Consider the following 13,214-nt stretch of genomic DNA (forward strand, 5'->3'; position numbering starts at 1 on the left):
CAGAAACGCACTAAGAATTGGCGTCGCTGCGGGCGCCTGCTAGCGCGCAGCGACCAGACAAAAAAAATAGCAGCGCCAAGACTGCGCTGCTATTTGATGGCTATTTGGTGCTTAGTTAAAGCGCGATATTGCTAACGCGTGCCTGGCCTAATTCTCACGATTGAAGGCGAACTCTAGCAGCTTGGTCTGAGGGCTGGAGATTGGTGCATATTTCCATTGCAGGGCGGCGCTGATGACTTCCTGATCGAAATGTTTGGCTGGTTTGGCTTTTAAAATTTCGACTTGAGTCACCTTGCCATCGGTGCTGATATGGATGCGCGCGCTGACTATGCCCTCGGTGACATTGGCACGTATCGCGTTTCTAGGAAAACCAGGTTGCACGCTAGAGAGCAGTTTGAGCGGGGTCACCTCGGCTACTGCAGGCGTTGGGGCTGGTGTCGCGGCCACTACCACAGGGGCAACTGGCGCAGCTTTGGGGGGCGCTGACACCACCGCCGAGGCGGCAACTTCTGGCGCCTTCGCGACCAGCACGGGGGCCGCCGCAAGCGGCTTAGCATTGCTAGCTGATTTACTGTCTTTGGCTTTGGCTTCCAAGGCGAGTTTGGCCTCGAGTGCCAGTTTGGCGTCTTTCGCCTCTTTCGCCAGTTTTTCTTCTTTGGCGATATCTGCCGCTGTTTTGGTTGAGAATTGATCCAGGTATTGGCCTACATCTTTGTTCTTATCGACTTGACGGACTGCGGCCTTGACTAAGCCTGTGGGCTTGTCGCTGATGGCGACGGCTGGGGCTTCGGTGTTCACTTCTGGTTCTGGTGTTTTCTGGCAGGCGCTCAGCAGCGTCGCAGAACAAATGACCGTGGATAGCAGTACAGAAAATCTTCTCATATCGTTTTGATGCGCCTGACACATATCGTTCCCAGTTAAAAAAACAATTTCAATGACACTCAATTCACCAGCAAAGCTTGCGTTGGCATGGTGCATCAAATCTTTACTGCTTGCAAGTATTAATACTTAGATTTTTACCTAATACAACGGCATTATTTGCTGCCCTGCTGAGCTGCGCTGATGCCGCCAAAAAGTCGCCCGCAGTTAAATTCTTAATAGCAATAATTGTGCCTGCTATTGTGCCTGTTTAGTCGCACTAAAAACTGGCATTGCGAGCAAATCGCAGTTTGCTCTTAGCCTCGCTGCTGCTCGCTTCTGGTTCGGCCAAAGGCCTTACGCAAGAGCACTGCGAACAGTTAGAATGTGATTTTTCTGCCTTGAGTTTTTCACCATGACAGCGCCCAGTAGCCACGACTTTAGTGTGATCCGACCTGCCATGCAAAGCTATGTCGATAGACAAATCCTGGCCGGTGTCTCGTCGGCCATCTTGCATGGCCAAGAGCTGCTGTATCAGGATAGTGTCGGTTATGCCGATATCGAAAACCAGATTGCCTTAGGCCCCGAGCATTTGTTTCGGGTGTTCTCGAATACCAAGTTGATCACCTCTATCGCCGTGTTATTGCTGATGGATCAGGGCAAATTGGGTTTGGACGATGCGGTAGCGATCTATCTGCCGCAACTCGCTAAGCGCCAGGTACTGCGTCCCGGCACCACGGATATTCATGACACCGAGCCGGCTAAAAGCGCGATCACGATACGCCACTTACTGACGCATACTTCGGGGCTCAGTTATGGCTGGCTAGATCATGGCTCGACCATTTATAAAGCCTATGTAGAACACAATGTGTTTAACGCGTTTACGCCTTTATCGCATCTGCTCGATTTGCTGGAAGATTTGCCGCTAGCGTTTCAGCCGGGCAGTTCCTGGGAATATTCTATCGCCAGCGACGTGCTGGCGCATCTGGTTGAAGTGATTAGTGGCGAGAGTTTTGATCTGTTTATCCGCCGCCATATCTTTGCGCCGCTCGCCATGCATGGCACCGGCTTCGTGGTGCCCGAATCTGAGCGCCAGCGTCTGACCGCCTATTACTCGGGCAGCGACCCGACTAACCGGCTCAAGCGCGGTCTGAAGCGGCGCGACGATGCGCCCTATCCCGGAGCCTATCTGACGCCGGTGCCGCGCCTGTCCGGTGGCGGTGGCTTAGTCTCTAGCTTGCCCGATATGCTGGCGCTGCTGCGCTGCCTGATGCCCGGTGGCAGAGCGCTGCTGAAACCCGCGACGATCGCCATGATGATGCAAAATCAGCTGCCCGCTGGCATGGGCATCTCCTTCCCTAGCGTTGGCTATTTGCCGAACAAGGGCTTTGGTTTCGGGGGCGCGGTGATTTTACAACCGGGCTTAGCAGATCCAGCGGGGTCGGCCGGCGAGTTTGAGTGGGGTGGGATCGCTGGCACGCATTGGTGGATTTCACCGCGCCACAATATCGCCGGCGTGTTGATGGCGCAGCGCCAGATGAGTTTCTGGCACCCGTTTTCTTTCGAATTTAAAAAGCTGGCGTATCAGTGCATGGGCCTAGGCTAAACAGCACACCGAGGCAAATCCCAAAAGGGAACTTCTAAAAAATGGATTGGTCCCCTTTCTGGCCCGGCACTTGCGACAGGGGTGGGCGCTGGTTGTTTTGTTCAGCCTTGCGGTGGGTGCAGACATCATCACAGCCGACATTCACATCAAAGAGCAGCCGCTTTGAAATTCTCGGTACGACGCTCAATGGAAACCTGTTGTTAAAAAGAGCACATATGCACGATCTGGAAGTTGCGGAGACCCGTTCATGAACTCATTAATGAAATTACTTGAGCGGCGCACACTCTCGCTCAAACTTGTCTTCGGCTACGCCACCTTACTGACCTTGCTGCTGGTGACGGGAATCTACAACCTCGCCGTTCAACGCCAGCTTATCGATGGTTTCGACAAGTTGTATTCCGACGACCTGCTCGGCGTATCCGCGGCCAAAGATGCCCAGATCAATTACCTGGTGATGGGGCGTGAACTCCGACAGGCGGTATTGGCCCAAGACCCTGCGGTGCGCGCTTCTGCGATGCAAGAGGTCGCCAAAGCGGAGGCTGCCGTGCAGAAAGAGTTGGAAACACTCAGGCCCACAGTTTTCCGGGAAGAAAACAAGAGAAATCTTGCCCGCTTCGAGGCGGATTACGCGGCCTACCGGGTCAATGTGGAAAAAGTTGTAACCATGCTGGCACACTTCGCTTCAGCAATTGACCCGACTGCTACATGACGGTGATGTAGAGGCAGCGGATGCACTGGATACCTTACTGGATTTGGCCCAAGGGACACCACTGGCAACGAAACTAGAAAGAGTGGCTGCCGCGGTGGCCGATTGTGATTTTGATGCCGCACTGGCGGCCCTGCAGCAGGAGAGACTTGCATGAGCATTGCCATCTATAACCAACCCCATGTCCCAATCTGGACAAGGAACTCGTTTTCTTGGTGGTGGATGATTTCGAAGCCATGCGACGGGTGATAGTTAACCAGTTGCGTCAGTTGGGTGCGGAAAAAATACTCACCGCCGTGGATGGAAAAGCCGCCCTGCGCATTTTGACAAGTCAGCATGTAGACATGGTGCTGTCAGATTGGAACATGCCAGTCATGTCCGGGCTGGAACTACTAAAAACTATGCGCGAGGACAGCAAACTCTTCACACTACCATTCATCATGATCACGGCAGAGGCTGAGCGCACGCACATCGAAGAAGCCATTGCATGTGGCGTGACGTCCATGATCCTCAAGCCCTATTCACCTAGCCAACTCATGGTGCGGGTAGAAAAAGCCCTAGCTTGGAAACCTGGGCGTGCGCCTGGTGCCAAAGCGGCTACTACCGCACCTAAAAGGCTGGATAAGAAACCGGACGACCAGAGCGTTGCGCCTCAAAAACCGACCATCCTGATCGTAGATGACACGACTGACAATTTGGTGTTGCTGTCAGGCCTGCTTAAGACGGAATACCGGGTACGTTTGGCCCAAAACGGCGCAAAGACCGTGGAGATCTGCACCTCGGATGACCCACCCGACTTGGTGCTGCTGGACATCATGATGCCGGGCATGGATGGCTTTGAGGTGGCTAAGCATCTGCGCGAGCATCCCACATCGGAAAACATTCCGGTCATTTTTGTCACAGCCATGACCTCGAGTGACGCAAGATTGAAGGGCCTGGACCTGGGTGCAGTGGATTTCATTACCAAACCTGTGGACCCCGATGCACTCAAGCACCGGGTTCGCAACTTCATGCGCTATGTTCAATTGCGCAAAAACTTGCAAGCCGAGTATGACGGCATGGTGGAGATGGCCCAACTCAAAGAGGACGTCGCCCACATCACGCGCCACGATATGAAAGGCCCACTGGCCGGAGTGCTAGGCCTGCTGCACGCGCTGATTGAGGATGACTCCGTGGGGAGAAAGCAACTGGAGCAACTCAAATTGGTGGAAGAAACGGCCTTGCAAGTGCTGAACATGATCAATCTGTCAGGTGAGCTTTTCAAAATTGAAACTGGCCGGTTCGAGTTGCATGCGGTGCCGGTGCCAATTGCAGACATTTTGCGACGCATTGCGGAGATCAACCGCACCGCATACGCGGGCAAAGACATCCACATCTCTGTCGATACCGATGTACCCGTTGGGGATGAGGTGCCGCAGTCTTTAGGTGATGCCATGCTGTGCTACTCGCTACTTCCGAACATATTAAAAAGCGCCTGTGAAGCGGCACCGGATTCCAGCAAAATCACCGTCAAACTCTATGATCAGTCTCCCCTTCGGATCGTTATTGAAAACCAAGGGGCTGTTCCCGCCGACATCCGCTCTCGATTTTTTGAAAAGTATTCAACCAGTGGAAAGTCAGGCGGTACAGGGTTTGGCAATTACTCGGCCAAACTGCTCACAGAAGCTCAAAACGGAACCATTACTCTAGCGGTATCCGACGAAAACAATACAACCGCCATTACCCTGACCCTGCCCAGGGCGTCCAGCGCCGTTTAAAGCATCTAGCCGTCATGACCTATGCAGATCCCTCCTTCTCCTTGTCCCGCTAGAACTGGCGCTGCTCGCTGGCTGCGCGGCGCCACCGGCCAGCGTGCCCATTAGCGCGGCAGCGGCCGACCGGGGTATCAGTCTTTCGCGCACCTTGCCCTCTGTTTTACCTGCAAAGGCTGTGCCGATACCGCATAGTCAGTTTGTACTAATTCCATCTGAGAGCGCGGCGGGGCTACTCATGCCCATTCCGTTTGTCAGCGAGGCCATTGGCAGTGCCATAGACCGCATGACAGCCGATGCATTTGAAGCCCGCTATGCTCGCATCGCGCCCTACAAGTTAGCGCAGACGGAGATGGCGATGAGCCCCCTGTACCGCAAGACCGGTGGCGCGCTCACTCTGCAGCCCTTTGTATTTATGACCGAGTGTATTGATGACACCTACCGGATTGCGCTGGTATTTCAGCTGCAGGGCGGTGGCTGGGTGGGACGCTACATGTTTCACTTGCCAACAGCGTACGCCGTGGCGGAATTCAAATCGCCCTCAGACGCACTACTGCGCGTACTGGAAGCCGAGCTACAAGAGGGTGCTAAGACGTTACGACAATTGATTGAGCGCGCCGGGCAGGGCGAATTGCAATCCACTAGCGCCAAGGCCGATGTCGGTAGCCTGCACCTGGTCGGTGGCAGGGCTGCGGGGCTCATTGCGCCGACCATCGTCATTGCCAAAGGCGCTGATCTGCTCGAGGAAACCGATACTCATGTGATCGCCAGAATGGCCGGCGATATGGCGAGCCCAGGCACCGCCGGTGGGCTGTTCTTCGGCGTTCACTACTTTCGTAAGGACCAGCTTCATACTTTCAAGAAATTTTGATTTTTTAAAAATCATATAACTTGCCCATTTGTTCAACGACCTCCTTTGAAATGTCACCTATGCAAACCATGAAATCTGCAGTGGCCATCATCGCCACGTTTTTGAGCCTTACTTCGGCACATGCCATCAACGCCACTTATGCCAAGCAACTGGAGCGGTCGGGTTGCACCCAGATGAGCGAGCTACAACGCTGCGATATTAAAAAGTCGAGGGCGGACAACGCGAAAGCCGGCTTTGTGAGCAAAGCCCCACCGCCGTCCTCTACACCCGCTGCCGTGGTCTCCAACGAAAACCCCTATGCCGGCAACTGGATCGCCAAAAATAGTGGTGGTGCCACTGTATCCACCATACGAATTGATGCAAAAGAGCGTGTCTGGGTGAATGACAAGCCCGCCAAGGCCAAGCGCAGTGATGGCGGTTTGGTCTTTAAGTCGGGTTTGATTACATACAGGATTCAGGGTGACCGTCGCTTGGTAGGCGAAGACATCTGGAATGATTCCGACACCGGGACGCAAGGCCCGATCGTTAAAAACGGATTTACTTAGTAAGGCACTGGAGCCGCTGGCAGCGGCCTTCGTCACAGGGAGCGGCTGCGCCGGATATGGTTCACCAACGCTGGTCCTTCCAGCGGTTTCAAGAACATGGTGCCCATTACACCCGAGTCCCGCAAGGCCACCTGATCCGCTGCCAGTGAAGCGGGCAACAAAATGGCAGCTGGCAAGCGCGCCCAAGCAATGCGGGCTCGGTTTTCCAAAAATGCGGTCTGCGCTTGCGCGACCGTGATGTGCTCATCCACATCCCCCACCACAAACACAATTTCTTCATCCTGCACCAGTAGGGCGTGCGCATCGTCAGGCGTGGCGGCATGGAGCACACGGTAGCCGTGGGGTTGGAGCAGCTCATTCAGTGTCAGCGACATCGCCGCGTTGGAACTAATCAACAACACCGCTGGAGACAGCGCCATAGGCTCGGGGAACGTATCCAGAGGGTCGCTCTGGAAGGTAGTGCCGTAGTGTCGCGCCAGCTCCGACCAGAAACCGGGGCCTACCGTGTCCACCACCTCACGCACCGTCGTATCACCCGAAATGATTCGCAGGCTTCCCGACGCCGCCAAAGACTTCAAGCCTCCGTCGCGCAAGGCTTCCAGTTCGGACAGTCGGGTCTGGCCCCCAGCAATTGCATCGCGCAGTGCGGGCGTCATCTCCACGATGTCCACAATCGGCAGCCTGCCGAAAAAACCGGTGTAGTCACATACCTTGCAACCCACGCTGCGGTAACGCGGCGGGTTGTGTGTGGTCTGCAAAAACAACATCTCCTCAGGCGAATAGGGCTCAGCTATGGGCGTCCTGCACTCGCTGCAAAGGGTGCGGCACAACCGTTGGGCGGCAACTGCCGCCAGTGAGTCGGCTAACACCGTGGGCTCAATGCCCAAATCCAACAACCGAGGGATGGCCGTCATCGCATCGTTGGTGTGCAAGGTAGACAGCACCAGATGGCCTGTCAAAGAGGCCTGTACCGCAATCTCAGCAGTCTCTGCATCGCGTATCTCACCAATCAGCACAATATCGGGGTCCTGCCGCAGGATGGAACGCAAAACCGTAGCAAAACCCCGCCCCGCTTTTTCATTCACTTCCACCTGCGAGATACCAGGTATGCGATATTCCACCGGGTTCTCAACGGTGATGATGTTGACAGAGTGACTATTGAGCTCAGACAACATGCCGTACAGGGTGGAGGTTTTGCCACATCCGGTAGGCCCCGTCAGGATGACCATGCCCGAGGGTCGGCGTATCGCACGGCGCAAGGTTTGCAGCGCAGCCAATGAAAAGCCCGCACCACTCAGACGACGAACACGCCCTTGCTCCAAGAACCGGATGACCAGCCGCTCACCATGGGTGGCGGGCAGCACCGAAACGCGCATGTCGAATTCGCGATCCTTAAACACAAGCGTCATGCGGCCATCCTGCGGAATCAGGCTGTTGGTCGAGTCCATTCCACACTTGGCTTTGAAGTGGCGAATCAGCGTAACGGCCACGGCATCGGGCAACATCATGACCCGCCGCAACATACCGTCCACCCGAACACGCACCGATGCAGAGCCCACAAAGGGCTGAATGTGCAAGTCAGATGCACGCTGTTCAATGGCCGATGTCAGCATGGCGCGCCCAAGGGTGACGATGGAGCTTTCCTTACCGTTGGCCAATACGACGCCCAATTCCTGTGCACTGGCGTTAGCCTGTCGGGTGGCTTCTCGGCCATAGGCTATGGTTGCTGCAATTTCAATGGCGTCAGGCGCCGCCAACACCCATTTCACCGGGCGATTGACTAAAAAATTCAAGCGTTCGGCCACGCTTTCATCAAACGGGTTACCGGTAGCCACTACCAAAGTGAGTTGATCCATGTAGAGTGGGAGCACCTTGTGGCTAAGGCAGAACTGGACAGGCACCAAGCTCAGCGCAGCGGATTCGGCATCATCCAAGCTCTGGGCAAAGTCCAAACCCAAAGCGGGCGCCAGTTGTTTGGCCAAGGACTTTTCATCCAGCCCGCTGGCTGTTACCAAGTTTTGCCACAAACGCAAATACCCGTCGGCTCCATCCAGGCGTGCCAGTTCCGGGCGATGAGGAAAAGCTTGCTTTACGGCAGCCAAAAGTGCAGTCACCGGGTCGGTGTTGAAGCGTGAGGAATGGTTCAAGAAATCGCTCCGTGTCATGGGCATCGTTTGTCGCGAATGATGGATGTATCCACCGGAGCTTTTTGGGAGGTTACTCCACCTACCGAGGTATATGTAGCCCGACCCGTGGTGTCGATAGGTTGGCCGTTCGGCCCCATGACTACATCGGTCACCAGACTCGACGCCAATACGTTATGCAGCCCATCCGAGGCCGCCTGTGCAGCGGTAACAGCGGTAGTGGCCAGCGAGGCGGACACGATGGAGCCGACATAGCCACTTCTGTAAGACGTCGAACCCATGACAGCCGAGTAGTCTTCCTGGCCAATCGTTAGTCGCCCGTTGCCCGCAACCGTTCCACCACTGTTCACACCTGCGCGGCGCCAGACTTCGCGCCCGTTGTCGTAAAGCACTAAAGTGCCGCCTGCTTGTTGCCAGCTCACGGTCAGGCGGTGGTTTTGACCGTCTTCAAGGTTCACGCCAGAAGCGTAGGATCTTCCGGCAAGGCTGATGTGGACATTCGAAGGGTCATAAACTGTGAAACCCCGATAGGCCGCGTCGGTGCTGTAGCTCAGCAGGGTTGCCAGCGGATCGTTACCGGGGCCGCCAGTAAAGACGACTTCTGCCGACAACGCAGTCATATCGCCATTGGTGTTGAGATTGCCTGCGCTGCTGACGCGGTTGTTGCCGGAGAAGCGCATCACTCCCAGATTGACGGGGCCTGCATTGCAACTAGAGGCCGTGTTGGTAGTTGTAGTTACAGGCTTTTGCGGTGTGGAGACAGGGCCCTGCGGCGCAGAGGCGCCAGACGCAGGAATGTTTGGTGTGATGTTCCCGGGCTTGGGTGGGGTAACAACAGTGTTGTCGCTCGACCCAGTGGCTTTTCCACACGCAGCCTTTGCGGTTCCCGCAGGCGGTAACACCTTGCACAAGGCGGTATCGCCTGCCAGCTTCACGGAAAAGCTCACCGCTGATTCACCAATCACCGCTCCTTGGCCGATGGTGCTGTTGCGCATGAGCAGGTTATGCGCCTCCCGGGCCACTTCCACACCCCGCTGGCCTTGCGTGGCTGCCGCTGCGCATATGGTCAGCACCGGCGAGAAACCGCCAGGCACCGCATCGAAATTCAAGGCTAGTTGTGCGTAGCTACTCTGCAAATTGGCGGGCTGCACCGTGCTGGCCAGGTTGCCACAAGCAGCATGAATCTCCCCCGACTTGGCACTTACCTGAATGGCGGTACGCACCGCGTCGTACTTCAAGGCGAGTTCTGCCGCCTGAGAGCGCGCCACATAACGTTGGTAGGAGGGCAACGCGACTGCCGCAAGCAGGCCAATGATGCCTATCACTATCAGGATCTCAACCAGCGTAAAACCACCGATTGTCTTAGGGGCACGCTCAATAGCGTGGGGGGAGGACTTCATGGTTTGAGCACCAGGGCCGTTGCGACCTCTGCCTGGGTCACACTAACGCCACCCGCCTCCCGCATGTCGTGATGCCCCGTGGTATCGACCACCTTGCCGTTTTCGACGGTGACATCCATCAGCAGCTCACTTTTGCCTGCCATCGTCTGAAAGACAGGGGTTGCCAGCTCTGCCGCCGTCATTGCACGCTGTACCACCGAGGTACGCAGAATCTCGCCGCTGAACCGGGTTCCTTCCTCGAAAAATCCAGGGCTTTTGTTCTTGACGCCAATCGACATTTCTGCATTTCCGTTCAAGGCATAACCACGACCAGCCCCAGTGAACGTCTTGACGAGGTTGCCGTTGTCGTACACCGCCAGCGTCTGCGTTGCGCCGTCCCATGAGACTGACACGCGATGGGTCTGTCCATCACGCAGATTGAGCCCTGTGTTGAAGTCGTTGCCCAAAATTGCCACGGTCAAGCTGCCTGGGTTCCACAGCGAGAAGGCGTTGTGGTCATCTACATAGTTGCCGTAGTTGAAAAGCACCGCGCCACCAGGCGGCGGCACCCCCAGAATGGTCATCTCCACGGTCATTGCAAACGGATTTCCCTGCGTATGCAGGTGATAGCCACCGGGGACGATGGCACCACTGGCAAGTCGCATGACATCAGCTTGCATGGTGAGCCCCATCGGTTTGGCACAGATGTCAGCGGGTTTCGCGGCGGGTAGCGCCTTGCACAGCACCGTGTCGCCGGCCAGCCTAACAGCAAAGCTCGCTGCCGCATCTCCCAGCACTACGGGCTGGCTGATGCTTGCAGAACGGGACATGACGGTATGCGCCTCTCTGACGACCTGAACCGCTTGCGGGCCACGTCCCTCGATGGTGGCGCAATACCGCAGCACCGGGGTAAAGCCACCGGTCACGGGCTCAAAGCCCACATCCATGCCGGCGTACTCGCTCTTCAGGTTGGCCGCGTGAACCACCGCGGGCACCGTGCCGCAATTGACCTGCACATTGCCTGAACTAATGAGCGAACCCAAGTTGGTTTTAACGGCGTCGAACTTGAGCAGCAGTTCTGCGGCGTGCGAGCGCGCCACATACCGCTGGTATTGCGGTACCGCGACCGCCGCGAGCAGACCGATGATGCCTATCGCCATCAAGATTTCAACCAGCGTGAAACCATGGATTTCCGTGCGCGCGTATTGACTAGCGTGGGGGGTAGATTTCATGGTTGGGCCTTTTGCAGATCGCCAGACGGTGTCATGGTGAGTTGCCATTGCTGGGTTGTGGCCAGCAAGCGGTAGGTGGGTCCCGGATTTTGCAACTCCACCAGTGAAGCCAGTGCGGGAAGCGGCACCCGGTCCGGCCATTCGCCGGTCGTGGAGTGAGATTGCTCGACGGCAACTTTGGCCGCAGTCAGGGCTGCTGTCATTTCGGCTAGTTGTTTCTGCTCAGACACCCCTAGCCAGAAGATCAGGGTACGGCTGTCAACAATAGAGGTGACGACAGCCACCAGGATCATTGTGCTGACTACCTTTACCCAGAGGCGGCGCCCGGACGGCTTTATACGCAAGGCGGCCTGCCGTTCCTGGTCCGATTCAATTTGATTGAGCGCCTTGTTCGCCAAAGCGTGCAGGTCTTGTGGGTGGGTCATGTTCTCTTCAGTTGGATGGAAGCGACTCGAATTCGCATGTACAGAGCGCGACCTTCGTCAATGCGGCTGACTCGATTGCGTCCGAGAAGAGAATAGAGAATAGGAAATTCAAGCCACCTAAGCGAAGTATTCTACCTTAACCCCGTGATCACAAGTGCAAGTTTTGTCCCAACCAGGTCTGATCAAACAACACTTTTCCAAGAGCAGCATCAAAATCGCACTAAATCGCAACAACGATCGCCCAAAAACAGCTCCCAATGAAGCGTAGACACAAAGCGAGTCCTGATGCGCCAAACTGCGTGCATCCATATTGAAAAATTAAAAATCAGTCCTTACCAATTCACACTCTGATCGACATCTTCAGCGGGGCCATGTTGCCCGAGATCGTCGTCTGCGCCATTATCAAAGTAGTCTATCGGTTCAGCCTCATCACAGGCATCCCACAAGGGTGGGCCGCGTGCTTTGCTGATCTTTGGTGGGCTTGACTCTACGCCGATGTGATCGAGGATTGTGCGGATTTCTGCGCCGTCGTTGATGAAGGAAATGAGCCGCATTTGCCCACCGCAGTGCAGGCATAGCAATGGAAATACTTCATAGATCCGTGCGATCAGTTTCGCCCACAGGTAACGTGCTGGCGAACGTTTGGCATTGGTCTGCTCTTCTTGGTCTGAGGATGTAGGCGGCACCTCAGGAGATATCACTGGCATGGGCGCCATGGCAGTGACGGCGGCTCTGAGTGGAGAATTCGGTGCCAAGACACCAAAGTAACGATGGCGGTGGGCACGTGGTGGCGGTACGAGCGCGGCGATCTTGGCGATGAATTCGCATGGTGTCAGGATTAAATCGCCCTGCTTGCCACCGGATTGCGGTTTGGGGCAATGGTAGAGCAGATGATCTTGACCTTTGCGGTGCAGCCTTTCCATGGCAAACGGGGGACGGGCGCAATAGCGTAGTAATCGCTTTAGCCCCGCTCTGTCATCGGCTGCAATGCACACACTGGCATCGACCGAAAAGCCCCCACCATGGCGGGCTAGCAGCATCACTTCGTCATCAATACTGTCGAGCAAACCACGTTTGACGAAGGCGCGCACGATGCGTCGTTTGGCTTCATTTTGTACTTGTGCGATGGCATCGGCGCTGAGATGCGCCAGCGCATGAAACTTCACTTTACTGCCCTCGCCACTGTCATGATAATCCACCGCCTCAAACACGCCATCGACAACGCAGATATGAAAATGCACATGCCTATTGAGGCTCGAGCCAAAGCGATGAATAAAAGCACAGGCCGCCAATTGCACCCGCTTGCGATCGAGCGCCACCGCACTGGGGCAATGTGCCTGCAGGCTGGCCAGGATCACCCGCAGAAATATCCTCAATGCGGTATTGAGTGCCTTGGGATCGTTCTGCAGAAAATAGCGTAAGCGTTTGGGCAGCGAGAGCACCCATTGCCGCACGGGCAGCTTGGGAAAAATGTGATCGGACAGATGCGCCGCCGTCTCCACCATGCGCCGTGTATTGCACGAGGGGCACACGCCGCGCCCTTTGCAGGAAAATGCCACCAGAAAATCATGACCGCAAGCGTCACAACGAGCGCGGGCGAAGCCGTAAGCAAAGATGCCACACTCGAGGTATTTGCGAAACGCAGTCTCGACATAAGGCGCTGGCGTGTGCAGATCACCTTGTAAATTATCTGATCA

11 protein-coding genes and 1 pseudogene are annotated in these 13,214 nt (G+C 55.8%); 6 read left to right on the forward strand and 6 right to left on the reverse strand.

Translation table 11 applies throughout. The annotated features are described in order from the left end of the window. Positions 1-147 precede the first annotated feature (147 nt). Entirely contained in the window at positions 148-882 is a 735-nt protein-coding gene (locus EJN92_RS09820) for an energy transducer TonB (protein WP_157984340.1), read from the reverse strand. A gap of 391 nt (positions 883-1,273) precedes the next feature. On the opposite strand from EJN92_RS09820, the gene EJN92_RS09825 reads away from it, so the two are divergent. The 6 genes from EJN92_RS09825 (at position 1,274) to EJN92_RS09845 (ending at position 6,337) form a co-directional block, all read left to right on the forward strand. Next, entirely contained in the window at positions 1,274-2,464 is a 1,191-nt protein-coding gene (locus EJN92_RS09825; RefSeq protein WP_126127652.1) for a serine hydrolase domain-containing protein, read from the forward strand. Between the two features lie 247 nt (positions 2,465-2,711). Beyond that, positions 2,712-3,173: an MCP four helix bundle domain-containing protein gene (locus EJN92_RS09830; protein ID WP_126127653.1), complete on the forward strand. Its 462-nt coding sequence runs from the start codon at positions 2,712-2,714 to the stop codon at positions 3,171-3,173. Continuing rightward, positions 3,154-3,327, forward strand: a complete 174-nt coding sequence (locus tag EJN92_RS21430) for a hypothetical protein (protein ID WP_157984341.1) — start codon at positions 3,154-3,156, stop codon at positions 3,325-3,327. The genes EJN92_RS09830 and EJN92_RS21430 overlap by 20 nt, the downstream gene beginning before the upstream one ends. Positions 3,328-3,385: 58 nt before the next feature. Continuing rightward, positions 3,386-4,927 (forward strand): ATP-binding response regulator, encoded by a 1,542-nt coding sequence (locus tag EJN92_RS09835; protein WP_227869822.1) that lies wholly within the window; start codon positions 3,386-3,388, stop codon positions 4,925-4,927. A gap of 232 nt (positions 4,928-5,159) precedes the next feature. Continuing rightward, positions 5,160-5,792, forward strand: a complete 633-nt coding sequence (locus EJN92_RS09840; protein ID WP_126127654.1) for a hypothetical protein — start codon at positions 5,160-5,162, stop codon at positions 5,790-5,792. A gap of 59 nt (positions 5,793-5,851) precedes the next feature. Continuing rightward, positions 5,852-6,337 (forward strand): hypothetical protein, encoded by a 486-nt coding sequence (locus tag EJN92_RS09845; RefSeq protein ID WP_126127655.1) that lies wholly within the window; start codon positions 5,852-5,854, stop codon positions 6,335-6,337. 32 nt (positions 6,338-6,369) lie between these two features. On the opposite strand, the gene EJN92_RS09850 is transcribed toward EJN92_RS09845, so the two are convergent. From EJN92_RS09850 to EJN92_RS09870, 5 genes and pseudogenes are all read right to left on the reverse strand, one after another. After that, positions 6,370-8,484, reverse strand: coding sequence for a GspE/PulE family protein (locus EJN92_RS09850; protein WP_170174890.1), 2,115 nt, complete (start codon positions 8,482-8,484; stop codon positions 6,370-6,372). A 14-nt stretch (positions 8,485-8,498) separates the two neighbouring features. After that, the gene (locus tag EJN92_RS22075) at positions 8,499-9,881 is read right to left on the reverse strand and encodes a prepilin-type N-terminal cleavage/methylation domain-containing protein (protein ID WP_126127657.1); all 1,383 of its coding nucleotides are present in this window, start codon (positions 9,879-9,881) and stop codon (positions 8,499-8,501) included. Further along, positions 9,878-11,092: a LamG-like jellyroll fold domain-containing protein gene (locus EJN92_RS22080; RefSeq protein WP_126127658.1), complete on the reverse strand. Its 1,215-nt coding sequence runs from the start codon at positions 11,090-11,092 to the stop codon at positions 9,878-9,880. The genes EJN92_RS22075 and EJN92_RS22080 overlap by 4 nt, the downstream gene beginning before the upstream one ends. Beyond that, positions 11,089-11,517: a hypothetical protein gene (locus EJN92_RS09865; protein WP_126127659.1), complete on the reverse strand. Its 429-nt coding sequence runs from the start codon at positions 11,515-11,517 to the stop codon at positions 11,089-11,091. Before EJN92_RS09865 ends, EJN92_RS22080 begins: the two co-directional genes overlap by 4 nt. A 332-nt stretch (positions 11,518-11,849) precedes the next feature. Next, positions 11,850-13,199 (reverse strand): annotated as a pseudogene (locus EJN92_RS09870) (transposase); the annotation flags it as partial. Positions 13,200-13,214 lie beyond the last annotated feature (15 nt).

Origin of the sequence: Undibacterium parvum, assembly GCF_003955735.1 — a bacterium.
Lineage (GTDB): Bacteria > Pseudomonadota > Gammaproteobacteria > Burkholderiales > Burkholderiaceae_D > Undibacterium > Undibacterium parvum.